Here is a 26,177-nt window from a genome sequence, read left to right as displayed (position 1 = left end):
TTTTCCTGCTATATTTCCTACTTCTTTTTTTTCCGCGGCCCGCCCCCCTCCCCCCCCCCCCCCCCCCCCCCCCCCCCCCCCCCCGCCCCCCCCGCGACGCTCACTCATCGAAGGCCGCCTGCTGGTCCTGGCGGCCATCGTCATGTCGGCTCTCACGCTGCGGGTCGCGGTCACCGCCTTCACCCCGCTCGCCGAGGAGATCGGCGAACATATCGGGTATTCCACGGCCGTCGTCGGCGTCTTCGGGATGATCCCGACCCTGATGTTCTCGGTGACCGGATTGCTGACCCCGCTGCTGGTACGCCGGATCGGGCTGGAATGGACCGTGCTGGCGGCCATGGCCGCCGCCGGTATCGGCATGCTCGCCCGCGTCCTCGTCTCCGAAACGGTGGGCCTGCTGCTGTTCTCCGCGCTGGCGCTCGGCGGTATGGGGATCGGAAATATTGTGGTCCCACCGCTGGTCAAGCGCTATTTTCCCGATCGCCTGGCCACGGTGAGCGCGCTCTACATCACCATGGTCCAGATCGGTACCGTCATTCCCGCTCTGGTGGCGGTGCCGCTCGCCGAAGCGCACGGCTGGCGGGTCTCGCTGGGGGTGTGGGCGCTGCTCGGGTTCGCCGCGGCCGTGCCCTGGATCGGTGTCCTGTGGAATCGGCGCGGCCGGGCCGTGGCGGATACGACCGGACTACCCGGCACGACGGGCCCCGCCCCGAAGGTGTGGCGCTCGCCGTTGGCCTGGGGTATGTCGGCCATGTTCGGGATGACCTCGCTGACCACCTATTCCGTATTCACCTGGTTGCCCACGATCCTGTCCGACGCCGGTGCCGATGCGGCGTTCGGCGGTTCGATGGTCGCCCTGTTCGCCCTCATGGGCCTGATCGCGGCATTGACGGCGCCGACGGTGGCGGCCCGCATGACCAATCCTTTCCCGGTCGCGGTCGGTTGCGCGGTCTGTTTCCTGGTGGCCTTCGCCGGCCTGCTCATCGCGCCGATGAGCGCGCCGGTGCTGTGGGTGGTCATTCTCGGCCTCGGCCCCAGCACCTTCCCGATGGCGCTCACCCTGATCAACCTGCGGACGCGCACCCCGGCGGGATCGGCGGCGCTGTCCGGGTTCACCCAGGGCGTCGGTTACGCGCTGGCCTGCATCGGACCGTTGGTGTTCGGGATGCTGCACACCGTGACCGGCGGCTGGGCGGCACCGTTCGCGCTGCTCGGGGTCTCGGTGGTGGTGCTGCTGATCGGTGCCTGGCAGGCCTGTAAACCGCGGCTGCTCGAGGACGGTCCCGCGGGCGGCTGATCGTGACACCGCGTTAACAAGCGCCGGTTTCTCACCCAGGTCGTGCCGGCCACGTGAGAAACCGTTGATTCCGCGGTCATTTTGGGCAGCATTACGGCAATACCAGTTTCCTAACGTGGGGTCGAACCACGTCGGGAGGCCCCTTGAACACGCAGACAGAAAGCCGCCGGAACGCCGTAGCGGCGTTGTTCCGGCGGCCGAAGCTGGAGCGCTGGGACGCAGAGGACACCGCGGCCTGGGAGGCCGGCGGTAAGAAGATCGCCACGCGCAACCTGATCTGGTCGGTCGTCGCCGAGCACATCGGATTCTCCATCTGGTCCATCTGGTCGGTCATGGTGCTGTTCATGCCGGCCGAGACCTACGGTATCGACGCGGCCGGAAAGTTCTTCCTGGTCGCAGTGCCGACCCTGGTCGGCGCGATCCTGCGAATCCCGTACACGGTGGCGACGGCCCGTTTCGGCGGCCGCAACTGGACGGTGTTCAGCGCGGTGGCCCTGCTGATCCCGACCCTGCTGGCGCTGCATTTCGTGAACCAGCCGGGGACGCCCTATACGACCTTCCTGATCGTCGCGGCGTTCGCCGGTCTGGGTGGCGGCAACTTCGCCTCGTCGATGACCAATATCAACGCCTTCTACCCGCAGCGCCTCAAGGGCTGGGCCCTGGGCATGAATGCGGGCGGCGGCAATATCGGTGTTCCGGTGATCCAGCTGTTCGGGCTGCTGATCATCGCGACCCTCGGCAACGAATACGCCTCGGTGATCTGCGCGGCGTACCTGGTGCTGGTCGTGCTGGCCGGTCTCGGCGCGGCGCTGTTCATGGATAATCTGCCGAATCAGAAGGCCGATCTGTCCTATATGCTCACCGCGCTGAAAGTGCCGCATTCCTGGGCGGTTTCGTTCCTCTACATCGGAACTTTCGGCTCGTTCATCGGCTACAGCTTCGCCTTCGGACAGGTTCTGCAGATCAGTTTCGTCGCCGGTGGGGAAACCGCGGCCCAGGCCACCCTGCACGCCGCGCAGATCGCGTTCATCGGCCCGCTGCTCGGCTCGCTGGCGCGGCCCTACGGCGGCAAGCTGGCCGACCGGATCGGCGGTAGCAAGGTCACCGTGGTCACCTTCGTGGCGATGATGGTCGCTGCCGTGGTGGTGGCCGTGGCGTCGACGATCGCGGACGGTTCGGCGAACGGGTTCTCCGGTCCGGTGCTCGCGGTGCTGGTCGCCGGGTTCGTGGCCCTGTTCGTCCTGTCGGGGCTGGGCAACGGCTCCGTCACCAAGATCATCCCATCGGTTTTCGACGCCAAATCGCGCAGTCTCGACGGAACTGCCGCCGAACGCGCCGCCTGGGCGCAGAACACCTCCGGGGCGCTCATCGGTTTCGTCGGCGCCATCGGCGCGCTCGGCGGCGTGGGGATCAACCTGGTACTGCGCTCGTCCTACGCCTCGACACAGTCGGCGACCACCGCCTTCTGGGTGTTCATGGCGTTCTATATCGCCTGCGCCCTCGTCACCTGGGCGGTGTTCCTGCGCCGCCCCGCCGCTGCGGCATCCGGCCGGGAAATCGTCGCCGGCGCCGAGGCCCTTGTCCGCCGGGCCGAATCCGGCACCCCGTCCACCCAGCCAGGCGAAACCCGGTCCGCCCGGACGTCGGCCTGATCCCGGATCCCCACGGAGGACACCATGAACGCACAGCGCAAAACAGTCGTCGTCGCCGGTCACGGCATGGTCGGGCACCGTTTCGTCGAGGCGCTCCGCTCGCGGGACGAAGCCGGGCAGTGGCAGGTCGTCGTCCTCGGCGAGGAACAGCTGCCCGCCTACGACCGTGTGGGGTTGTCCTCTTACGTCGGCAACTGGGATCCGGCCGCGCTGGCGCTGCCGGGTAACGAGTACGCCGGTGACGACCTGGTGGATCTGCGTATCGGACAGCGTGCGGAGGCCATCGACAAGGACGCCCGGAAGGTGACCACCGCCGCCGGTGAAGTGCTCGACTACGACGCGCTCGTCCTGGCCACCGGTTCCTATCCGTTCGTGCCGCCCGTGCCGGGGCACGAACATCCGGAATGCTTCGTCTACCGCACCCTCGACGACCTCGACGGCATCAAGGCCACAGCGGAGGCGGCCGGTCCGGGTGCGCACGGTGTGGTTGTCGGCGGCGGTCTGCTCGGGCTGGAGGCCGCCAACGCGCTGCGGATGCTGGGACTGACCCCGCATGTGATCGAGTACAACGACCGGCTGATGCCCGCGCAGGTCGACGAGGGCGGCGGCGCGATCCTGGAGAAACTTGTCACCGATCTGGGACTGCAGGTACATACCGGCGTCGGCACCCAGGGGATCGAACGCGATGAGGCAGCGTCCCCGGCCGGACGGTTGAAGATCAGCCTCTCCGACGACACCGTGATCGACGCCGCGCTACTGGTGTTCTCCGCAGGTATCCGCCCCCGTGACCAGATCGCGCGCGACGCCGGCCTCGAGGTGGGCCCGCGCGGCGGTATCGTCACGGATCTGGGCCTGGCCACCTCCGATCCGGATATCTACGCCATCGGGGAATGCGCCGCGGTCGAAGGTGTCTGCTACGGCCTGGTCGCGCCCGGGTATACGACCGCCGAGATCGTGGCCGACCGGTTGCTCGGGGGCGCCGGCGAGTTCCCCGGCGCCGATATGTCCACCAAGCTGAAATTGCTGGGTGTGGATGTGGCCAGCTTCGGTGACGCGCACGGCCGCACCGAGGGGGCGCTGTCGGTGGTGCTGCACGATGCGGCGCGCGGCACCTACGCGAAACTGGTGATCTCCGACGATGCGCAGACCCTGCTCGGCGGCATCCTGGTGGGCGACGCCACCCAGTACGCGGCCCTGCGTCCGCTGGTCGGGCGCCCGCTACCGGCCGAACCCGCCGCGCTGATCTCCCCGGCCGGGGCGGAACTCGGCGCCGACGCGCTACCCGACGAGGCCCAGATCTGCTCCTGCAACGATGTGAGCAAGGGCGCCATCTGCGGTGCCATCGCCGACGGTGCCTGCGATATCCCCGCGATCAAATCCTGCACCAAGGCCGGTACCTCCTGCGGCGGCTGTGTGCCGATGATCAAGAAGGTGCTCGAACAATCCGGCGTCGAAATGTCCAAGGCGCTGTGCGAGCATTTCGAACAGTCGCGTGCCGAACTGTTCCAGATCGTGCAGGCCACCGGTATCCGCACCTTCTCCGAGCTGATCGTCCGGCACGGTAAGGGCATCGGCTGCGATATCTGCAAACCGACGGTCGCCTCGATCCTGGCCTCCACCTCCAGCGAGCACATCCTGGAGGGCGAACAGGCCGCGCTCCAGGACACCAACGACCACTTCCTGGCCAATATGCAGAAGAACGGCACCTATTCGGTGGTGCCGCGGATGCCGGGCGGGGAGGTCACGCCCGAGCAGCTGATCGTGATCGGTGAGGTCGCCAAGGAGTTCGGTCTCTACACCAAGATCACCGGAGGCCAGCGGATCGATCTCTTCGGTGCCCGCGTCGAACAGTTGCCGCTCATCTGGAAACGGCTCGTGGACGCCGGGATGGAATCCGGCCACGCCTACGGCAAATCGCTGCGCACCGTCAAGAGCTGCGTCGGGTCCACCTGGTGCCGGTACGGCCAGCAGGATTCGGTCGGGATGGCGGTCCTGCTGGAGAAGCGCTACCGCGGTTTGCGGTCACCGCACAAACTGAAGCTGGCCGTTTCCGGCTGTGCCCGGGAATGCGCCGAGGCCCGCGGTAAGGACGTCGGTGTGATCGCCACCGAGAACGGCTGGAACCTCTACGTCGGCGGTAACGGCGGTCTCACCCCGAAGCACGCGGTACTGCTGGCCGGTGATCTGGACGACGCCACCCTGATCTCCTATATCGACCGCTACCTGATGTTCTACATCCGCACCGCGGACCGGTTGCAGCGCACCGCACCGTGGCAGGAAGACCTGGGTATCGACTACGTGCGCGAGGTGGTCTGTGCGGACAGTCTCGGTATCGCGGCCGATCTGGAAGCGGCGATGGAATCGCATGTGGCCGGGTATCGCGACGAATGGGCCGCGGTGCTCGAGGACGATCAGAAGCTTTCGCGGTTCGTATCCTTCGTCAACGCCCCGGCCGAAGCGGATCCGACGATCTCGTTCGACGACAGCGGGGAACGCAAGGTCCCGGTGCTGCTCGGCCTGCCGGCAATGCCCGGAGGCGGCAGTGAAATGTAACCACGTAGGGCGTTGTGGGCAGGCCGCAAGGAAACAGCCTGCCCGCAATGCCGCAACCAGCCGCTACGAGTGGGAAATGACGGCTTAACCGAGTGGAAACAGTGCGCCGGTACCAATGGTTGAGGCGTGTGGAGGAGAACACCATGACCGTGATCGATACCCCTGGCGTTGCCCCGGCCACCACAGGGTGGACGCAGGCCTGCCGGCTCGACTATCTGATTCCCGGCCGCGGCGTAGCGGTGCTGCTGCCCGGCGGGGCCCAGGCCGCCCTGTTCCTGCTGCCCGAGGGCACGTTGTACGCGGTCGGCAATATCGACCCCTTCGGCCGGGCGGCGGTGATGTCGCGCGGGATCGTCGGTGACCGCGGCGGCGAGCCCGTCGTCGCATCACCGCTGCTGAAGCAGGCATTCTCGCTGCTCGACGGGCGATGCCTGGACGATGCGACCGAATCGCTGCCGGTATACGCCGTGCGTGTGGACGGCGGCCTGGTCTCGGTTTCCGACGAGCCCGTCGTCATGGCCGCGGACGGCGTCCCCGCATGACGGTTCCGGATACGAGCAGCTCGCTGGCCGGGTTCACCATCGGTATCACCGCGGCCCGGCGCGCCGAGGAATTCGCCACCCTGCTCACCCGGCGGGGCGCGACGATCGTGTCCGCGCCGGCCATCCGGATCATTCCGCTGGCCGACGACACCGAACTCGAACGGGTAACGCGCGAACTCGTCGCCGACCCACCGCAGATCGCCGTCGCCACCACCGGGATCGGGTTCCGCGGCTGGATGGAGGCGGCGGAGGGCTGGGGACTGGCCGAACAGTTGCGCACCACCTTCGGCGGCGCCCGGATGCTGGCCCGCGGACCCAAAGCGAAGGGGGCGATCCGGGCGGCCGAACTCCGGGAGGAATGGTCGCCTGCTTCCGAATCGTCGGCGGAGGTGCTGGACCATCTGCTCGCGGAAGGTGTCGAGGGGGTGCGGATCGCGGTGCAGTTGCACGGCGCCACCACCGAATGGGAACCGGTCCCCGATTTCTGTGAGGTCCTGCGCTGCGCCGGCGCCGATGTGGTGCCGGTGCCGGTGTACCGGTGGGAGCCGCCCGCCGATCGCGGTCCGATGGACAACCTCATCGAGGCCATCATGACCTCGGCCATCGACTGTGTGACCTTCACCAGCGCGCCCGCGGTGGCGTCGATGCTGATGCGCGCCAAGGAAACCGGTGTGCTCGAGGGTGTCCTGCACGCTCTGCGCAGCCGGGTGCCGGCGGCCTGCGTCGGACCCATCACCGCGGCGCCACTGGAGGAACTGGGTGTTCCGGTCACGTTGCCCGGCCGGGCGCGGCTGGGTGCCCTGGCCCGCCATGTGGCCGAGGAACTACCGCGCCGCGCCGGCCGGATCAACGCCGCCGGTCACACCATCAGCGTGCGCGGGGCATGCGTGGTGGTGGACGGCACGGTGAAACAACTGGCACCCGCACCGATGGCACTGATGCGTTCGCTTGCCCGATATCCCGGTCGGGTCGTATCGCGTGAGGATCTGCTGGCCGCCCTGCCCGGCGGGGGCGAGGACACCCACGCGGTGGAAACCGCCATCGCCCGGCTGCGGGCGGGGCTGGGGACACCGAAGGCGATCCAGACCGTGGTCAAACGCGGCTACCGGCTGGCCATGGACCCGGCCGAATGCACCGATAACAACGTCGCCGCCGCGCTGCCCGCGGCACCGGCACAGAACACCCGCTATGTGCGCACGGTGGTCCCCGGGTGAACGCGCCGGATTCGCCCGCGCCGGTTCCCGTGCCGCCGCTGGTCTTGGTGGCGCACGGAACCCGCAGCGGTAAGGGTGTGGAGATGATCGCCGCGCTGGCCGAGGCGGTGGGGCGCGAACTGGGGCACCGGGCCGGGACGCGCTGCGCGCACAATGCGGCTGCCGGACCGGGCACAGGCACCGGGCAGCCCGCGCGGGCGCGCCGCACAGCGATGCTTCCCGTTGCGCACGGAACCGCGGTGTGCGGGTGCGCCGTCGACCCCCTCGCAGAACTCGGCGCGTTATCCGGTCGGTCTACGACGAGCACACCGGTGCGCACCGCGTTCGTCGATGTTCTCGGTCCCTCACCGTCGGAAGTGCTGCGCGCTCTCGCCGCTCAGTCGCCGAATACTGCTGATCCGGCTCCGGCCGTGCTGGTTCCGGCCTTCCTCGCTTCGGGGTACCACGTCTATCAGGATGTGCCGAGGGAAGTGGAAGAGAGTGCTCATCCCGCGGTGACGGTAACGCCCGCGATGGGCCCGGATCCGGCCCTGGCCCGGATCATGTCCGTGCGGTTACGCGCCGCCGGCTGGCGCCCGGGTGACGCCGTGGTTTTCGCGGCCGCGGGCTCGTCCGATCGGCGGGCCCGGGCGGATGTGCGCCGTGCCGCCGCCATGCTCACCGCACAACTTGCGACACCGGTGCGCACTGCGTATGTCGCCACGGGCGCACCGCGCGTTCCGGAGGTCGTTGCGAAGTTGCGCGAGGAAGGGCAGGACCGCGTGTTCATCGCCTCTTACCTGCTGGCGCACGGACTTTTCCACGAACGCCTGCACCAGGCCGGCGCGACCGGAGTAGCCGACCCGATCGGCGTACATCCCGCCGTGGTCCGGTTGATCGCGGACCGCTACCGCGCTGCACTACGCGAACGGTTCGGACGTCCCGTCCGGCCTCCGACGGGAACCGTTATCCCGCGATCGTGACTACCTGGATCGATGGATACCGGGCCGCAAGTTTTCGATCGAGCGTCGCCGACTCTGCGCCGCTGGTCCGGGCGAAACCCGGCACGTCACAGGTTGCCCGGGCGGCTGTCGAACCACGTCGCCGCCGCGGGATGGTGCACATGGCGCCCCATACCGCGGCAAGCCACACGCCCACGTCGACGAGTGCTGTCAGGTGTACTTGGCGGCGTCGTCGTTTCCGAGGGCCTCTGCGATATCTGCGATGCTCATATCCACCTTGTGCGGGGCATCTGCTGCGCCGACCAATGGAAACCGAACACGTCCGGATTTCGGCTGATGGATGCCTGCGCCTACCTCATGTTCCAGGGCCTTTGTGAACAGCTCCGCGAGGCTCAGGCCGCGCTCGGTGGCGGCGATCTCGGCGGCGCGCATGAGTTCAGGCGGCAGGTCGATCGTTGTGCGCACAAAAACATATTGGCGCAATTCCGTCTTGCTGCGCCGGAGGCGCCCGGAGATCGTGCCGGTGCACTACCTTGCTCGGCAGGCGTAGTGTTCGCTCGCAGGTGATTCCGCAGGTAGTCGTAGCAGCCGGTCGGGTACCGGACGGCGCGTGGATCGGCGTCGCGCGTATGCCACTTTCCGGGCCGACCGGACAACGCAGGAGGCGCGGTCTAGATGAAGCACCAGGGAACAGGATCGGACCATCCGCTGTCGGCCGCTCAATTGCGGTGGTGGGTGGCGCAGCAGCTGTATCCGGGGATTCCGAACACCGTGGCCATGTACCTGGATTTGTGGGGGCCGGTCGAGGTGGAGCTGATGCGCGAATGTGGGCGTCGCGCGGCCCGGGAGCTGGAATCGCCGTGTGTCCTGGTGCGGGAAGTGGACGGCCGGCCGCGGCAGGTGCTCGCGGAGACGGATCTCCCGTTCTCCGTCTGTGATCTCGCCGATCACACCGATCCGGTCACCACGGCGCTCGACCGGATGACGGACGACCACTGCGCCCCGCTCGATCCGCGCACCGACGACCTCACCGTCGCGACGCTGTACCGGGTGGCTCCGCACCGGCATCTGCTGTATCTGCGCAGCCACCACCTGGTTCTCGACGGTGCCGGTGCCGTCGCGCTGTTACGGCGCACCGGTGAGCTGTACCGGGCCGCGGTCACCGATACCGAGGCGGGCGAGCCCGGCGCGCTGGACACCGCCGCACTGCTTGCCGTCGAGGAGACCTATCGGCAGTCGGCGCGGGCGGCGGCCGATAAGGAGTACTGGCTTTCCGCGCTGTCGGGTCTGGCCGAACCGGTGGGCCTGGCCGGGCACCCCGCGGCGCCGCAGCCACGGCCGCACCGGGTTTCGGCGATGGTCGGACCGGCGACCGCGAGTGTGGTCGCCGCCGCACGCGAACGGTACGGCGCATCGTTCGGCGAACTGCTGATCGCCGCCTTCGCGTGCTATTCCGCCCAGCTCACCGGGAACGACGATCCCGTGATCACGCTCCCGGTTCCGGTACGCACCACGGCCGTACTGCGCCGGTCGGCCGGGTCGGTCTCGAATGTCGTCCCGCTGCGGCTCACCGGTATCACACGGGGCGCCGTCGGTGTCGCCGTCGCCGAGGTGCGCGCGAAGATCCTTGCGGCACTGCGTCATCAGCGGTACCCGTACGAGGAGATCCAGTATGACCGCGGAGGTGGGCGGGTGGAGCGCGGCGGATTCGGGCCGGTGGTCAATGTGCTGGGTTTCGTGGAACCGCTGCGGTTGGGGCCGCTCACCGGGCAGGCGCAGCTGCTGTCGCTGGGGCCGGTGGAGGATCTGCTGGTCAACGGTTATCAGCTGGGTCCGGACGAGAGCAGTATCAGTATCGATTTCCAGGGCAACCCCGCCCGCTATTCGGCTGCGGCACTCGACTGGTATCACCGCGGATTCCTCACCTACCTGCACCGTTTCCTCGCCGCCGCGCCCGGCGAGCCGGTCGCGGGCCTGGGGGAATCCGAAAAGTATTCGGATGCTCCGGGTTTCGTTCCACAAAAAACAGAGAAGTCGGGGGAATCCCCGACGCCTGCCACAAAGGTGCGGCTCCTGCCCGAGCTCCTGCGTACGGGAATGCGCCGCCCGGATGCGGTGGCCGTGAGTGAAGGCACCCGGTCCCTGACGTATCGCCGGCTGGACGATCTCTCCCGCCGCTGGGCGCAGGAACTGATCGACTGTGGTGCTGCCCCTGGGACGCCGGTCGCGGTAGTCATCCCGCGTTCGATCGAATCGGTGCTCGCGCTCTGGACGGTCGCCACCGCGGGCGCTTGTTTCGTGCCGATCGACCCCGCCGACCCGCCGCACCGGATCGCGGCCGTTCTCGCGGCCGCAGGAATTCGCCTGGGACTCACCGTGCCGGCGGTGCGTCCGGACCTGCCCGGATCGGAGGCGACCCGTGCGGCGACTGCGGCGCCGGCCAGTGGCGAGTCGGTGCGCTGGCTGGAGTTGGGCGGGTCCGAGAGATCCGCGCAGGCAGGGGAGGGTAGCGAGGACACCGGTTCGCACCCGGTAAGTGTCCGAAGTGGCGACGGTGACGGGCCGGGGAGGTATTCGGCGGCGGGTAGCGGTGATCGCGACCCCTGGGCGGGTCTGCGTCCGGATCATCCTGCGTATCTGATTCACACCTCGGGCACCACCGGAACGCCGAAGGGTGTGCTCGTCGGTCATCGCGGGTTGGGGCCGCTCACCGACTACCTGGTCGAGCGGTATCGGGTCGATGAGGATGCCGTTGTTCTGCATGCGCATTCGCCCGCGTTCGATGCGCATCTGCTGGAGTTGCTCGCGGCGTTCGCGGTGGGTGCGCGGCTGGAGGTCACCCCCGCGGGGCCGGTGGCGGGGGCGCAGCTCACCGAATTGCTTTGTACCGAGGAGATTACGCACCTGCTGAGTACTCCTGCGGTACTGAGCAGCCTCGACCCGGCCCGGCTGCCGAGTCTGCGGGTGGTGGTGACCGGTGGCGAATCCCCCGGCACCGAACTCGTCCGGCGTTGGGCGCCGCGGGTGCGGTTGTACAACGGCTACGGTCCCACCGAGACGACGGTGATGACGATGCAGAGCGACCCGCTGTCACCGGCCGACCCGGTCCTGATCGGGCCGGCATTGCCGGATGTACGAGCGGTGCCACTGGATACCCGGCTGCGGCCGGTACCGCTGGGCGGGCGGGGCGAACTGTATCTGGGCGGACCGGGTGTCGCGCTGGGGTATCTGCACGATCCCGCGACCACGGCTGCCCGGTTCGTGGCCGATCCGGCGGGCACCGGGCAACGCCTGTATCGCACCGGGGATGTGGTGCGCGCCGACCCCGGCGGCTTCGAATACCTCGGCCGGGCCGATCGTCAGCTCGGCCTGCACGGCCGCCGGATCGAACCCGGCGAGATCGAATCGGCGCTCTCCGCGGGTCCGGACATCGCGCAGGCGGTGGTGACGGTGACGGGGGAAACAGGACCGGCCGCTCGCCTGGCCGCTTACGTGGTGGTGGCCGCGGGTCACCGGTTCGATCCGGCCGCCACGCTGAGCCGGGTCCGCACCGTACTGCCTGCTGCTCTGGTGCCGGCGGTGGTCGTCGAGATCGATCGGATCCCGTTGACCCCCAATGGGAAGCTGGACCGGAATCGGCTGCCGGACCCGGTGCTGTCCCGCGCCTATCGCGCCCCGGAGACGGATGTGCAGCGGTTGGTCGCGCAGCGGGTGGGTGGTGTGGTCGGCCGTCCGGATATCGGCCTGGACGATGATTTCTTCGCTCTCGGCGGTAATTCACTACTGGGTGTGGGACTGTCGGCCGAACTCGCCGGCGCGACGGGGGTTCCGGTGACTGTGCGGTGGTTGTACACCGCGCCGACGGTGGCGGAGCTGGCCGACCGTATCGCGGGGTACCAGCATCCCGGTGTCGCGGTGGAAGAAGGGACGGGCGGGAGCGGGGAGACGGCGAACTCGGTCGCGCTGCGCCGGGGGAGCAGCACGGGCGACGGTAGCTGCGGTGACGAAGCGGACGGCCTGCAGACCTTGCTTCCACTGCGGCGCACCGGTTCCCGGCCACCGCTGTTCTGTTTCCATTCCGCGGTGCCGCTGGCGTGGTGTTATGCGGGGCTGTCGCACCGGATCGCCGACCGCCCGGTCTACGGAGTCCAGTCGCCGGTGCTGACTTCTCCGGACTCGGAGGTCACCACCGCCGATACCCTCGCCGATCGCTATCTGCGCGAGATCCTGCGGGTGCAACCGGACGGCCCCTATCATCTGCTGGGCTGGTCGCTCGGTGGTCAACTCGCCCATGCCGTGGCGGTGCGGTTACGCGATCTCGGCCATGAGGTCGCGTTGCTGGCCATGCTCGACAGTGTCGTCTTTCCTCCGGACTCGCCACCACCACCGCGGCCGCGGATGCGGGATCTGCTCACCCACCTGCTCGGTGACGAACCCGATGCGGAGGCGGCGGCGCACGCTGCGGAACTGACCGCCGCCGAAGCGGCCGCGGAACTGGCGGCCGCGGGGGCATCGCTGGGTGCGGGGCTGACCGCCGGCCAACTCGACCGCCTGCATCGGGCCTACATTGCGGGAGTCGAGATCTCGGCCCGGTACCGTCCCGGCGTCTTCGACGGTGACCTGCTGTACTTCTCGGCGACCCGCGGCATGACCGAAATGCTCGGTGTGCAGATGTGGCGGCCGTTCGTCACCGGGGAACTGCGCGAGTATCCGGTCGATACCGAGCACGGCCGGTTGATGAATCCCGAAACGGTCGCGCTGATCGCGCCGATCCTGGACCGATACCCCGCCGAGTTCGCCGCGCGGGCGGGTAGCCGATGAACAGGCCGGTGAATCCCGAGGTCCCCGCACCCACCCATCGCGGGCCGCGAACCGGCCGGAGCTGGTGCGATGTCTACGACGACGCCGAGCGCTGGGCCGCAGAACATCCCGACGCCGCAGTACTCACCCGCTGGATCGCCGAGCATCTCGTGCATCCACATCCGGACCTGGGCCGGGACGGCCCGGTATGCCCGTTCATCCGGCAGACCACGAACCACCACGCCCTGTGGGCCGCGGTGATCCGCGGGGGCGACGAGCTGTCGGCCGAGGACCTCTCGGCGGCCGTCCTGGACGCCCACGAGCTGTACGACCGGTTGCGGGCCGGGGAATCCGACGATCGCCGGCTGACCGCGGTGACGATCTTCCCCGGACTCACCCGCACCGACCGTATCGACGCCGTGCACCGCCGCCACAAGACCGAGGTGGTGCGCGACGGCCTGATGCTCGGCCAGTTCTACCCGGGTTGCCGGGTCCCGGGCCTGTGGAACGCCGCCTTCCACCCGCTGGACGCGCCCCTGCCGATGCTGGTGATCCGCCCGATGATGACCACCGACTACCCGTTCCTGGTTGCGCGGACCGACTGGCTGTACGCGTATTTCGGCAAGGTCGCACCGCAGTTGCCCCGTGCCCTGCGCTGGTCGATCGCCGAACGGATGCGGGTGCCGGAAGCCGACGCCGGCGCGATCACCGCGCTGCGGGTGCACGCCCGCGACGAACACGCCAGGTGATAACGCCCGGCCACATATCGGACCGTGGTAGAAACCTCGGCATGTACCGGCTGCCGCGTTGCCTGGTGTACCTGCTCACGCTGTGTTTCGCGCTGGTGGCGACCGGGATCGCGGCCGGTCCGGCCGCCGCCGAGGGGCCGGCCCGGATCGTGGATGTGCGCCCGCTCGGCGGCCGGCAGTCCGAGGTGGTGGTGCATTCCGCCGCGATGGACAAACCGGTCACGCTGTGGATCTCGCATCCCGGGCCGGGGGCGCCGGCGTTGTATCTGCTCAATGCCGTCGACGGCGGTGAGGACGGCGGCCCGTGGATGCGGCGCACCGATGTGGCCCAGTTCTTCGCCGATAAACCGGTCAACGTGATCGTGCCCATGGGCGGGCGGGCCAGCTACTACACCGATTGGATCGCCGACGACCCGGTGCTGGGCCGCAACAAATGGGAAACCTTCCTCACCCGCGAACTGCCGCCGCTGCTCGATGCCCGGTTCGGGATGACCGGCCGCAATGCGGTGGCGGGGCTGTCGATGTCGGCGACCTCGGCGTTGAATCTGGCCATCCACGCTCCCGGCCTCTACCAGGCGGTCGGCGCGTACAGCGGTTGCCCCCGCACCAGCGACCCGGCGGCGCGCGCCATCGTGTATTCGCAGCTGGCGCTGTTCGGGGCGAACGCCACCAATATGTGGGGCGGTCCCGGTCATCCCGCCTGGCTCGAACACGACCCGACGCTGCACCTGGACCGGTTGCGGGGGACGGCGCTCTACCTCTCCTCCGGTAACGGGGCGCCCGGCCCGCACGAGGTACTGAATTCCCGCGGTATCGACGGCGACCCGCTGCGGCTGGCCGACCGGGTGCTGGTCGGCGGGACGATGGAATCCATCGTCAACAACTGCACCGGCCCGCTGGCGGCGGCGCTGGCCGCCCGGCAGATCCCGGCCACCGTGCACTTCCACCCGGGCACACATGCCTGGGCCTACTGGCAGGACGATCTACACCGGTCCTGGCCGGTTTTCGCGGGCGCCCTGGGCGTTTGAACCGGGATCAGACCCGGTACCAGACGAACGGATTGTCGCGGGTGGGACCGTACTTGTCGATCTGATCGAACAGCCATTGCGCGGGCTCCACCACCGCGCTGTGGCCGGCGTCCTGGTCGAAGGCCACCAGGAGGCCGACGAAAGCGGCGTGCCCGTCGGAGGTCTGCCGGTAGACCACCGCACCGGAATCGCCGCCCTCCGCGCCCAGGGTGTTGGTCGTATAGAGGTAGCGCTCCGTGATTTCGGTGATCGTTCCGCAGCTCCAGCCGGTGGTCGCGCCGAGTTTGCAGACCTGCTGGTTCAGCTGCGGCTTCATATCCACCGACGACAGGCCGAAGCTGCCCATACTGGCCGCGACCCCGACACCGTCGTACAGCCGGATCAGCGCGAATCCGAAGGTGAGGCCCTCGTCGGGCCGGTGGAATTCGTACCAGCCGATCGGGTTGCTGTCCTTGTCGGTGACCACTCCGTCGCGGTAGCAGTGTCCCGCGGTGACCGCGTACCGTGCGGTACCGATCATGCCGGTGAGCCCTACCGTGCAGCGGCTGATCTCGACCTTGCCGCCGACGATCTCGCTACGCCTGACCTCCATACCGGGATACACGGTCACCGCTGGGGCGGCGGCCACCGGGGCCGCGGAAGCCCGGCCGGGGCCGGATACCGTACCGACGCCGGCCACCGCGCCGGCGGCCAGAATTATCGCCGCGACAGGGGCCAGGAGACGAGCGGTAGTTCTCCGCCCCCGCGACACCGGCACAGGCCTGACCATGGTGCACCTCGAAGCTGATCGGGCGACCGCCGGCGGCAGTCGGATCGGGCAGCAATCGTAGGCGAGGCGCGTCCGGGCGCGAAGCGGGCGGCTTCCCGCTGTGTAGAAGGGGCGCCAGCGGCCGCGTGTACCGGCCCGATGTGACCGCCACAATATGTAAACAAATGTAAACCACTGGAGAAGCGGTCATTTCCGAAGTTTCACGGGTCCGGCCGGCGGGGGCGGCCGAAACATCCGATCTTCGGCATCGCGGCCCGTTTCCCCAGGTGGTCTTTCCCGGCCGTCGTATCACCCGGACCGGCGCAGTGACCACCACATTGCGGTGCCCTCACAGCTCACCGACCTGCGCTTTTCGTTGTGAGAAAGCCGTTTGGCCCGGTCCGGCGGCGTCCTTACAGTCGAGGCGTCAGCCCGATTTCACCGCTTGCAGAGAAGGGGGCGTCGTGGTTGCTTCACGTACTCCGGGTTCACCTACCGCTTCGGATATCGCTGCCGGGGAACCGGGCGCGGGCGATGTGCTGCTGCGGCTGGGGAAATATTTCCAGCGCGGCGAGGTCTCGGCCGATCACCGCACCGTGCACAAGGTCGGCGGGCGCAGCGCGGACGAGTTCTATCGCGACCGCTGGTCGCACGACAAGGTGGTGCGCTCCACCCACGGAGTGAACTGCACCGGCTCGTGTTCCTGGAAGATCTACGTGAAAGACGGTGTGATCACCTGGGAATCGCAGCAGACCGACTATCCCTCGGTGGGATCGGACAAACCCGAGTACGAACCCCGCGGCTGCCCGCGCGGCGCGTCTTTTTCCTGGTACACCTATTCACCGGCGCGGGTCCGGTACCCGTATGTGCGGTCGGCCCTGCTGGAGCTGTACCGGGAAGCCAAGCAGCGGTTGAAGGATCCGGTGCTCGCGTGGGGCGATATCGTCGCCGACCCCGAACGGTCCCGTCGGTACAAGGCCGCCCGGGGTAAGGGCGGATTCGTCCGCGCCGAATGGTGGGAGGCCGCCGAGATCGCGGCCGCCGCGCATGTGCACACCATCAAGGAGTTCGGCCCCGACCGGGTCGCCGGATTCTCGCCGATCCCGGCGATGTCCATGGTCAGCCATGCGGTCGGCGCCCGGTTCATCTCCCTGCTCGGCGGGTCGATGCTGTCGTTCTACGACTGGTACGCCGATCTGCCCGTCGCCTCACCGCAGGTGTTCGGCGATCAGACCGATGTGCCGGAATCCGCGGACTGGTTCGACGCCGGCTATCTCATCATGTGGGGTTCGAACGTCCCGGTGACCCGCACCCCGGACGCCCACTACATGACCGAGGCCCGCTACCGCGGTCAGAAGGTTGTGGTGGTGTCGCCGGATTACGCCGACAACACCAAATTCGCCGACGAATGGGTCGCCGCCCGGCCGGGCGCAGACGCCGCGCTGGCCATGGCGATGGGTCATGTGGTGCTGCGGGAGTTCTTCGTGGACCGCAGTACGCCGCGCTTCCTGGATTATGTCCGCAAATACACCGATCTGCCGTTCCTGATCACTGTGGACGAAGGCGCGGACGGGGTCGCGGTACCGGGCAAATTCCTCACCGCCGGCGATCTCGGCAACACCGACGAGGGGGCCGAGTTCCGGACTGTGGTGCTGGACGCGGACGGGACTCCGGTGGTGCCGAACGGGTCGCTGGGGGATCGGTTCGGTGCGAACGGCACCGGCCGGTGGAATCTGGACCTCGACGGTGTCGAACCGCTCCTGACGCTGTACGGCCGCACCGACGATGCTGCGGCCGTACAGTTCCCACGGTTCGACAGCGATGTTCCCGGCGTCCTGACCCGCGGGGTACCTACGAAAGTCGTAGCCGGTAAACGCGTCACAACCGTATTCGACCTGCTGCTCGCTCAATATGGCGTGGGCCGCCCGGACCTCCCCGGAACCTGGCCCACCGGCTACGACGACGCCACCGAGCCCTACACCCCAGCCTGGCAGGAGGCCATCACCGGTGTCCCGGCCGTTCAGGCCCGGCGGATCGCCCGCGAATTCGCCGATAACGCCGACCGTTCCGGCGGCCGGTCGATGATCCTGATGGGCGCCGGCACCAACCACTGGTTCCATTCCGATCAGATCTACCGGTCCTTCTTCACCCTGACCCTGCTCACCGGCTGTCAGGGCGTCAACGGCGGCGGGTGGGCGCACTATGTGGGTCAGGAGAAATGCCGTCCGGTGACCGGCTGGTCCACGCTGGCCTTCGGCCTGGACTGGCAGCGCCCGCCGCGGCAGATGCAGGGCACGGTGTTCTGGTATCTGACCAACGACCAGTGGCGCTACGACCCGTACACCGCAGAAACCTTCGCCTCACCCCTCGGTAAAGGAACGTTCGCCGGCCGCACGGCCGCGGACAATATCGCCCTGGCGACGCGCCTGGGCTGGATGCCGTCCTATCCGACCTTCGACCGCAACCCGCTCGACCTCGCCGACGAAGCCGAGGCGGCCGGGCGCACCGCGGCCGAGCATGTGGTCGACGGCCTTAAATCCGGTGAGCTGCGCTTCGCCTGCGAAGACCCGGACGCTCCGGAGAATTTCCCGCGTGTGCTCACGGTCTGGCGGGCCAATCTGCTGGGTTCCTCCGGTAAAGGCAACGAATACTTCCATCGGCATCTGCTCGGCGCGGATTCCAATCTGCAAACCACCGACAGCGCCGGGATCCGCCCCGAAGAGCTCGTCTGGCGCGACGAGGCCGCCACCGGCAAACTCGACCTGCTGCTCTCCCTGGACTTCCGGATGACCAGCACCACGCTGTTCTCCGATATCGTGCTCCCGGCCGCCACCTGGTACGAGAAACACGATCTGTCCTCGACGGATATGCATCCGTTCGTGCACGCCTTCACCCCGGCCATCTCGCCGCCGTGGGAGGCGAAAACCGATTTCGAGGCATTCCATCGGATCGCCCGCGGTTTCTCCTGGCTGGCCGAGAAACATCTCGGGGTGCGTAAGGATATCGTCGCGGTGCCGCTACAGCACGATTCACCGGATGCCATGGCGCAGGCCGGGGGCAGGGTGCTGGACTGGAAAGCCGGGGAATGCGAACCGATTCCCGGTAAGACCATGCCGAAAATTGTGGTGGTCGAACGGGATTATTCGAAGATCGCGGAGAAGATGGCCGCGCTCGGTCCGCTGATCGATACTCTCGGCGTCACCACCAAGGGAATCACCACGCACCCCGACGCCGAGGTCGAATACCTAGCGGGGATGAACGGCACAGTGGTGTCCGGGGTGGCGCAGGGGCGGCCGTCGCTGGCCAAGGACAGCCACGCCGCCGAGGCGATCCTGGCGCTGTCCGGTACCACCAACGGCCGGCTCGCGGTGGAGGGTTTCCGAGCTCTCGAACGGCGCACCGGCACCGAACTGGCCGATCTGGCCGCCGAACACGAGGGTAAACGGATCACCTTCGCCGATACCCAGGCGCGCCCGGTACCGGTGATCACCTCACCGGAATGGTCGGGATCGGAAACCGGTGGCCGCCGGTATTCGCCGTTCACCATCAACACCGAACGGCTCAAACCGTGGCACACCCTCACCGGGCGCCAGCATTTCTACCTCGATCACGACTGGATGATCGAACTCGGCGAACAGTTGCCGACCTTCCGGCCGCCGCTGGATATGACCGCGCTGTTCGCCGAACCCGGAGTCGGCGAGGTGAGCGAACGCGGGATCACCGTGCGCTATCTGACCCCGCACTCCAAATGGTCCATCCACTCCGCCTACCAGGACAACCTGCATATGCTCACGCTGTCGCGCGGTGGGCAGACCATCTGGATGTCGGATAAGGACGCGGCGAAAATCGGTGTTGCCGACAACGACTGGATCGAAGCGATCAACCGCAACGGTGTGGTGGTGGCCCGTGCCATCGTCTCGCACCGGATGCCCGAGGGCACCGTGTTCATGTACCACGCGCAGGACCGTGCGGTGGATGTCCCGCGGATCGAGGGAATCGCGGAACCTGGTGAAACCTTCACAGGCAAGGGTAAACGCGGTGGTATCCACAATGCGCTCACCCGGATCATGATCAAACCTACGCATCTGATCGGCGGTTACGCCCAGCAATCCTTCGCGCTGAACTACCACGGCCCGACCGGTAACCAGCGCGACGAGGTCACCACCATCCGCCGCCGCAGCCAGGAAGTCAGGTACTGATATGGCGCAGCCGGTTCATCCACATATTCCCGGAGAGGGGGACCAGCTATGCGCGTGATGGCGCAAATGGCCATGGTCATGAATCTGGACAAATGCATCGGCTGCCACACCTGTTCGGTCACCTGCAAACAGGCCTGGACCAACCGCGGTGGCACGGAATACGTCTGGTTCAACAATGTGGAAACCCGGCCCGGCCAGGGGTATCCGCGGCAATATCAAGACCAGGAGAAGTGGAAGGGCGGCTGGACGCTCGACAAGCGGGGCAAGCTCACCCTGAAATCGGGGTCGCGATTCAAACGGCTGCTGAATATCTTCGCCAACCCCGACCTGCCGACCATCGAGGACTATTACGAGCCCTGGAGCTACGAATACGACAATCTGCTGTCCTCCCCGGCCATCGACACCACACCGGTTGCCCGGCCGAAATCGCTGATCACCGGCGCGGATACGAAGGTCACCTGGGGTGCGAACTGGGACGACGATCTGGGGTCCGGGCCGGAACAGGTCGGTAAGGATCCGCTGCTGGCACGGGTCTCCGAGCAGGTGAAGCTCGAATTCGAAGAGACCTTCATGTTCTACCTGCCGCGAATCTGCGAACACTGCCTGAACCCGTCGTGCGCGGCGTCGTGCCCCTCCGGGGCGATCTACAAACGCTCCGAAGACGGCATCGTTCTGGTGGACCAGGACAAATGTCGCGGCTGGCGGCAATGCATGACCGCCTGCCCATACAAGAAGATCTACTTCAACCACAAAACCGGTAAAGCCGAGAAATGCACGTTCTGCTATCCGCGGGTGGAGGTCGGTATCCCGACCGTATGCTCGGAAACCTGCGTCGGCCGGCTGCGCTATATCGGCGTCATGCTCTACGACGCCGACGCGGTGCTCGAGGCGGCCTCGGTCAGCGAGGACAAAGATCTGTATCCGAGTCAGCTCGGGGTGTTCCTCAATCCACATGATCCGCGCGTCGTCGCCGAGGCCGAGCGGGCCGGGATATCCCCGGAATGGATTCAGGCCGCCCAGGATTCACCGGTCTACAAACTCATCGTCGACTACCAGATCGCGCTACCGCTGCATCCGGAGTACCGCACGATGCCGATGGTCTGGTACGTGCCGCCGCTTTCGCCGGTCGTGGATGTGCTGACCGATACCGGGCACGACGGTGAGGATCACGCCAACCTGTTCGGTGCCATCGACGCACTCCGCATCCCCGTCGAGTACTTGGCCGAACTGTTCACCGCCGGTGACGTCGGCCCGGTTCGCGCGGCATTGCAGCGGCTCGCCGGTATGCGCGCGTTCATGCGGTCGGTCAACCTCGGCCAGGAACCCGACCCGGCCATCGCGCCCTCGGTCCGGCTGGAACCGGAAGAGATCGAAGCCATGTACCGGCTGCTCGCCATCGCGAAATACGAGCACCGCTACGTGATCCCGACCGGCGCGGGCGCGCAGGCGCACGAACTGGACTCGCTCGCTACCGGCTGCAGCCTGGACAACGACGGCGGTCCGGGGATGACCGCCTTCGACCAGATGGTGGAGAAATTCCAGCTCACCGACTCGAACGAAGCGGCACCGGAGGAGAAATCGGGCCGGATCAACCTGCTCAACTGGGACGGGAAGAGCACCGACGGGTTGGTCCCGGTCAGCACGAACGGGGCGGCCGCGAGCGGTGAAGGCACTGCGCGACCCGAACCCTCGGAGGTCGGCCGGTGACTCGCCCGGTGCCCGCAGAGCGGAGTAGACAATGTCGCTGTTGAAACTACGCCGTCGGCCCGAACCCACGGTCGTGATGAGCGAACGGGACCGCCGGCTCGTCTGGCGTACCGCCGCCCTGCTACTCGACTATCCCGCCACCGCCACCATCACCATGCTCGACCAGCTGAGCGCGGCCGTCGGCGAGCTACCGGAACCGGTGCGCACCCATCTCGGGGAGTTCTGCGGCCACCTGCGCACGACATCGCAACTCGACCTGGCCGCGCACTACGTCGAAACCTTCGATATGCGCCGCCGCGCCAGCCTGCACCTCACCTTCTACGCCTACGGTGACACCCGCAAACGGGGTATGGCGCTGCTGCGGTTCAAACACGCCTACCGGCACGCCGGGGTCGAACTCGACGACACCGAACTCCCCGACCACCTGCCGGTGCTGCTCGAATTCGCCGCCACCGTGGACCCCGTCGGCGGCGAACGTCTCCTCGGCGAACACGTCCCGGTAATAGAGCTGCTGCGACTGTCGCTGTCCGACGCCGGTTCGCCCTATGCCGGGATACTGGCCGCCGTACTGGCGACCCTCGCCCCGCCGACCACGGCGGACCGGCGCAAGATCGCCGAACTCGCCGCGCAGGGCCCACCCGAAGAAGAGGTCGGGCTGGAGCCCTTCGCCATGGACCCGACGATGCCGGACCGATCGGAAGGCCGCCGATGACGCGGTCCCGCTGCCCCGGTCTCCGCGGACCGCAGGCACCTGCTCCGAGGGGGCTCCCGTGATGCGCTCCCGCCTCCGCACACGCGCCGGCCTCGGCGGACCACAGACCCCTGTTCCGAGGAGGACCTGGTGACCACATTCTTGTGGATGACCCTGCCCTACGTGGCTTTCACGTCGTTCGTGCTCGGCCATATCTGGCGTTACCGCAACGACCAGTTCGGCTGGACCACCCGCTCCTCGCAGATCTACGAATCCCGCCTGCTGCGCATGGGCAGCCCTCTGTTCCACTTCGGCATGCTCGGGGTGTTCTTCGGTCATGTGCTCGGTGTCCTGATCCCCGAATCCTGGACCGCCGCCGTGGGCATCAGCGAACACGTCTATCACCTGGTGTCGGTGAGCGCCGGCTCGGTGGCCGGCCTGATGGTGATCGCCGGTATCGGCATCCTGCTCTACCGCCGCTTCACCGTCCCCGCTGTCCGCAAAGCGACCACCACCAACGACAAGTTCATGTACTTCCTGCTCGCCGGCGCCCTGATCACCGGCATGCTGAACACCATGGGCAGCAACCTGCTGTGGGGCACCTACAACTACCGCGAAACGGTCTCCCCGTGGTTCCGCAGCCTGTTCACCCTGAGCCCCCAACCGGATTTGATGGTCGGCACCCCGTGGACGTTCCAAGCCCACGGCCTGTTCGTCCTGGCCCTGATCGCCGCCTGGCCCTACACCCGCCTCGTCCACATGTTCTCCGCCCCCGTCGGCTACCTGGTCCGCCCCTACGTCGTCTACCGCAGCAAGGAGATCGCCGGCCCCGACAAACGCCGCTACTCCCGCGCCTGGGAAGCCCCGGTCACCCCGGAACGCTGGCGCTGACCGGCGCGGCCGCACGGTCCCTGCCCATGCTTCGACAGGCATCTTGACGATGCAATAAGCGGGCATCATGATTACGGCCGGAAATCTGACGACGGACGCGCAGATCGCGGCGTACGCAATTGAGAATCAGGGTGAAATCCATTCCAACGATACCGATTTCGCCAGGTTCACCGGCGTGAAGTGGACGAACCCCCTTCGGTGACGTGAGTTGCAAACCTGCCGGCCAGGCCATCCGGCAGGTTGCGAACGGTCCGATTGCGCGAGACGGCCAAGCGCTCTGAATGGACGTGTTCCGGGCCGGTGCCGCCTGTCAGTTGCCGGTGGCGCCGCGCAGGAATCCGTCTGCGGCGAGGGCTATGAGTATGTCTGCACGTTGCGCGGGGTCGGGAAGAGTTTCGGTCGCCAGGGCTATGCCGTTCGTGAGTTGCAGAACATCGTCGACGGCGAGGCTCGGGGCGACCGAGCCTTCCTGCTGGGCGCGAGCGAGGAGTTGCTGTGCGGCGTCCCGGATCATGGTGTGGGGTGAGAATCCCGGATCGGGCTCGTAACCGGCGAGCGCCGGTCCGAGTGCCCGTGACGTAGCGGCGTGCGCCACGACGTCACGAAGCCAGGTCAGCAAGGCCGCCTCGGCGCTCGGCGCGGTGGACAGTTCCTGCGCCCGGGCGCACAACGACGCGACTCGATCGCGGAGGACGGCCTCCAGTAGGTCAGCGCGGCTGGGGAAGTGCCGGTGCAAGGTGGCCGACCCGACTCCGGCGCGCCGGGCGATCTCCTCCAGGGACGCCGCCGTACCGGCGTCGGCAATGACGGCGCTCGCAGCGGATATCAAGCGGTCCCGGTTGCGTCGCGCATCCGCCCGCCGGCGATCCGGCGAGCTGGGGCTTTCTCCCATGGGGCTGGCACCTTCTTGCTAAGTGGGGTGGTCGCCCCGTATCGTACACTTCAATAAATGGGGTGCCCTCTCCGATTATTGTGGGGCGCCGGACCGAGGAGACGAAAATGCAGATCGGGTTGGCGGTTGGTGATGTACGCGGTCCCACGACGTTGGCGACTGTCGTGGACCAGGTGCGGCAGGCGGCTGATTCCGGTTTCGCCACCGCATGGGCGAGTCAGGCGCTCGGCTGGGACGCGCTGACCGCGCTCGCGGTGGCCGGCGCCGCCACCGATATCGCGGTCGGCACGGCCGTCGTGCCGGTTCCGCAGCGGCACCCGATGATGCTGGCCGGGCAGGCGCTGACGGTGCAGGCCGCAGTTGCGGGGCGCCTGACACTGGGCGTGGGCGCGGGCATCGGCGCGATGGTGTCGGGGATATTCGGCTTGCCCACTGACCGGCCGGTACAGCGCGTGCGCGAATACCTCTCGATACTCGGCCCATTGCTGCGCGGTAACAGTGTCGACCACCGCGGGGAAACGCACACTGCCGTGGGAGCCGTGATGATCCCCGGCGGTCAACCCGCCCCGCCGGTGCTGCTCGCGGCCCTGGGGCCGCGCATGCTGCAATTGGCCGGCGAACTCACCGACGGGACCGCGACCTGGATGGTAGGACCGAAAACCCTGGCTGAGCACGTTGTTCCAGTCATCACCAAAGCCGCAGCCGATGCCGGCAAAGCTTCGCCGCGCATCGTCGCCGGCCTGCCCGTCTGCGTCACCGACACAGTCGACGACGTCAGAGCTCGGATAGCCGAGCAGTTCGCGCTCGCTGCGCAGGTACCCGAGTACCGCGCCACCCTCGACCGGGAAGGCGCGGCCGGGCCACAGGATGTCGCGATCGTCGGCACCGATACCGAAGTGGCACAGGCGCTCACCCGATTCGAGGCGGCCGGGGCCACCGAATTCATGGCCGCGCCCTACGGGACCACCGCCGAACAGAACCGCACCATCAGCCTCCTTGCCGAACTGAACCATGCGGCGGAAAGGTAGACCGATGGTGAATCCACCGCTGAAAGACCGGGGCTGTCCAGAAAATTGTCATTACGGCTCCCCGTGGCACATCTCAGCCGATGCCGTGTGGCTGTGAACCGAAGTCAAGCGCTCAAATGCATAGCCGACTCGGCCCAGCCCCGGATCACAGCGACCCCTTCGGAGCGACCCATTCAGTGGCTTGGCTGGTGATCGTCGCAATTCGATCGTAGTCGGCGTCGTAGTGCAGCACAGTTGCCCCGGCGCATTCGGCGGTGGCGGCGACGATGAGATCCGGCAACCTGAAGTGACGGTGTCGACTCGCCGCGGCCAGATGTCGGTGCACCTCCAGTGCCCTGTCCATCGCTTCGGTGGTGACATATGGCCCGGCGCGATGTGGGCGTGTAGATGTAGCGGATTTCTTCGGGTCAGTCGGTGGCCGTGAGTATGCGGTTCACGCGGAGTAGGACGTCGAACTGGGCCTCGTTGTAGAGCTCCTTCAGAGCCAGGGCGAGGGCCTGAGTCGCGCGCTGCGGGCCGACCGGTGAATCGTGTACCGCGGCGAGGTTCGGATAGTCGATATGGAGTCTGCGGGCATACGGAGCGATCCGTCCGGCCACCTCCTCGCGGGTCCGTTCGTCGGCGTCGGCGGGAAGGTTGTCGAAATCGGCCAGGGCGGGATCGCTGGAGTCGCCGGTGGAAATCACATCGCGCATCGAATCCAGGGCTGTTGGACCGAGAACCCGGTTCATGATGACGGTGTAGGCCCGGTCGGCCTCGGTGAACTCTGCGGTGACCGGAACCAGATCGGGTGGCAGATCGGTGGGGGTTCCCTGCCGGAGGATGAGGGCGAGTTCCATCCGGATGCGCTGTAGGCGCTCGATGGTCGCGGCCAGTTCTGCGTCCAGCGTGCGCAACGATTCGCGCGGGTACTCTTCCTCGCCCATCTCGGCGATCTGCGACAGCGGTATCCCGAGGTCGGCCAGGCGTTTGATGCGCAGCACGCGCAGCAGATGCGAGACGCCGTAGCGCTTGTAGCCGTTGCTGCTCCGTTCGGGCTGTTCGAGGAGACCGACCTCGTGATAGTGCCGTACCGTCCGCACGCTCGTGCCGGCGAGTTCGGCGAGTTCACGAGTACTCCAGGTCATGATCGGCTCCTCGGCTCGGATCTGCCGGCGTGTGTACCGTGCCGGTACTCCAGGGTGAACTATGCCGTAACGGCATGGTCAAGTGTGCGCAGCGAGCCCGGTCGATAGTGGGCATACC

19 protein-coding genes and 1 pseudogene are annotated in these 26,177 nt (G+C 67.5%); 15 read left to right on the top strand and 5 right to left on the bottom strand.

The window, feature by feature from the left end; genetic code table 11:
• Positions 1–142 precede the first annotated feature (142 nt).
• The 7 genes and pseudogenes from QH196_RS31075 (at position 143) to QH196_RS31050 (ending at position 8,220) form a co-directional block, all read left to right on the top strand.
• Positions 143–1,297, top strand: coding sequence for an MFS transporter (locus QH196_RS31075; RefSeq protein WP_280419415.1), 1,155 nt, complete (start codon positions 143–145; stop codon positions 1,295–1,297).
• Positions 1,298–1,482: 185 nt separating this feature from the next.
• On the top strand, positions 1,483–2,949 hold the full coding sequence (locus tag QH196_RS31070) for a nitrate/nitrite transporter (RefSeq protein WP_432279580.1): 1,467 nt from the start codon (positions 1,483–1,485) through the stop codon (positions 2,947–2,949).
• A gap of 24 nt (positions 2,950–2,973) precedes the next feature.
• The gene (gene nirB / locus QH196_RS31065) at positions 2,974–5,502 is read left to right on the top strand and encodes a nitrite reductase large subunit NirB (protein WP_280419413.1); all 2,529 of its coding nucleotides are present in this window, start codon (positions 2,974–2,976) and stop codon (positions 5,500–5,502) included.
• Positions 5,503–5,645: 143 nt separating this feature from the next.
• Positions 5,646–6,044: a nitrite reductase small subunit NirD gene (gene nirD, locus QH196_RS31060; RefSeq protein WP_280419412.1), complete on the top strand. Its 399-nt coding sequence runs from the start codon at positions 5,646–5,648 to the stop codon at positions 6,042–6,044.
• A complete protein-coding gene (locus tag QH196_RS31055) occupies positions 6,041–7,258 on the top strand; it encodes a uroporphyrinogen-III synthase (protein WP_280419411.1) in 1,218 nt (405 codons plus the stop codon). Before nirD ends, QH196_RS31055 begins: the two co-directional genes overlap by 4 nt.
• 29 nt (positions 7,259–7,287) lie before the next feature.
• A pseudogene (locus QH196_RS32410) lies at positions 7,288–7,383 on the top strand (sirohydrochlorin chelatase); the annotation flags it as partial.
• Positions 7,384–7,470: 87 nt separating this feature from the next.
• Positions 7,471–8,220, top strand: a complete 750-nt coding sequence (locus QH196_RS31050; RefSeq protein WP_280419419.1) for a sirohydrochlorin chelatase — start codon at positions 7,471–7,473, stop codon at positions 8,218–8,220.
• Positions 8,221–8,409: 189 nt separating this feature from the next.
• Here QH196_RS31050 and QH196_RS31045 read toward each other — a convergent pair whose 3' ends face one another.
• Positions 8,410–8,664: a hypothetical protein gene (locus tag QH196_RS31045; RefSeq protein WP_280419410.1), complete on the bottom strand. Its 255-nt coding sequence runs from the start codon at positions 8,662–8,664 to the stop codon at positions 8,410–8,412.
• 210 nt (positions 8,665–8,874) lie between these two features.
• On the opposite strand from QH196_RS31045, the gene QH196_RS31040 reads away from it, so the two are divergent.
• From QH196_RS31040 to QH196_RS31030, 3 genes are read left to right on the top strand one after another with little or no spacing between them, the layout of a single operon-like run.
• Complete coding sequence (locus tag QH196_RS31040; protein WP_280419409.1) at positions 8,875–13,020, top strand: amino acid adenylation domain-containing protein; 4,146 nt, start codon at positions 8,875–8,877, stop codon at positions 13,018–13,020.
• An 8-nt stretch (positions 13,021–13,028) separates the two neighbouring features.
• The gene (locus QH196_RS31035) at positions 13,029–13,748 is read left to right on the top strand and encodes a DUF6875 domain-containing protein (protein ID WP_280419408.1); all 720 of its coding nucleotides are present in this window, start codon (positions 13,029–13,031) and stop codon (positions 13,746–13,748) included.
• Between the two features lie 41 nt (positions 13,749–13,789).
• Positions 13,790–14,776: an alpha/beta hydrolase gene (locus QH196_RS31030; RefSeq protein WP_280419407.1), complete on the top strand. Its 987-nt coding sequence runs from the start codon at positions 13,790–13,792 to the stop codon at positions 14,774–14,776.
• Positions 14,777–14,783: 7 nt separating this feature from the next.
• On the opposite strand, the gene QH196_RS31025 is transcribed toward QH196_RS31030, so the two are convergent.
• Positions 14,784–15,545 carry a hypothetical protein gene (locus QH196_RS31025; RefSeq protein WP_280419406.1) on the bottom strand — a complete coding sequence of 254 codons (762 nt, stop codon included), beginning with the start codon at positions 15,543–15,545 and terminating at the stop codon, positions 14,784–14,786.
• A gap of 485 nt (positions 15,546–16,030) precedes the next feature.
• Here QH196_RS31025 and QH196_RS31020 point away from each other — a divergent pair, with 485 nt between their 5' ends.
• From QH196_RS31020 to narI, 4 genes are all read left to right on the top strand, one after another.
• Positions 16,031–19,723, top strand: coding sequence for a nitrate reductase subunit alpha (locus tag QH196_RS31020; protein ID WP_280419418.1), 3,693 nt, complete (start codon positions 16,031–16,033; stop codon positions 19,721–19,723).
• 48 nt (positions 19,724–19,771) lie between these two features.
• The gene (narH, locus tag QH196_RS31015; protein WP_280419405.1) at positions 19,772–21,430 is read left to right on the top strand and encodes a nitrate reductase subunit beta; all 1,659 of its coding nucleotides are present in this window, start codon (positions 19,772–19,774) and stop codon (positions 21,428–21,430) included.
• Positions 21,431–21,461: 31 nt separating this feature from the next.
• A complete protein-coding gene (gene narJ / locus QH196_RS31010; protein WP_280419404.1) occupies positions 21,462–22,142 on the top strand; it encodes a nitrate reductase molybdenum cofactor assembly chaperone in 681 nt (226 codons plus the stop codon).
• Between the two features lie 129 nt (positions 22,143–22,271).
• Entirely contained in the window at positions 22,272–23,012 is a 741-nt protein-coding gene (gene narI / locus QH196_RS31005; protein ID WP_280419403.1) for a respiratory nitrate reductase subunit gamma, read from the top strand.
• A gap of 310 nt (positions 23,013–23,322) precedes the next feature.
• Here narI and QH196_RS31000 read toward each other — a convergent pair whose 3' ends face one another.
• Entirely contained in the window at positions 23,323–23,904 is a 582-nt protein-coding gene (locus QH196_RS31000) for a TetR/AcrR family transcriptional regulator (RefSeq protein WP_280419402.1), read from the bottom strand.
• A gap of 107 nt (positions 23,905–24,011) precedes the next feature.
• On the opposite strand from QH196_RS31000, the gene QH196_RS30995 reads away from it, so the two are divergent.
• Entirely contained in the window at positions 24,012–24,932 is a 921-nt protein-coding gene (locus tag QH196_RS30995) for a TIGR03564 family F420-dependent LLM class oxidoreductase (protein ID WP_280419401.1), read from the top strand.
• 145 nt (positions 24,933–25,077) lie between these two features.
• On the opposite strand, the gene QH196_RS30990 is transcribed toward QH196_RS30995, so the two are convergent.
• Both QH196_RS30990 and QH196_RS30985 read right to left on the bottom strand, forming a co-directional pair.
• Positions 25,078–25,275: a hypothetical protein gene (locus tag QH196_RS30990; protein ID WP_280419400.1), complete on the bottom strand. Its 198-nt coding sequence runs from the start codon at positions 25,273–25,275 to the stop codon at positions 25,078–25,080.
• 64 nt (positions 25,276–25,339) lie between these two features.
• The gene (locus QH196_RS30985) at positions 25,340–26,059 is read right to left on the bottom strand and encodes a MerR family transcriptional regulator (protein ID WP_280419399.1); all 720 of its coding nucleotides are present in this window, start codon (positions 26,057–26,059) and stop codon (positions 25,340–25,342) included.
• Positions 26,060–26,177: the final 118 nt, after the last annotated feature.

It is taken from the genome of Nocardia carnea, from assembly GCF_029868325.1.
Lineage (GTDB): Bacteria > Actinomycetota > Actinomycetes > Mycobacteriales > Mycobacteriaceae > Nocardia > Nocardia carnea_C.
This window is presented reverse-complemented; position numbering and strand designations above follow the sequence as displayed.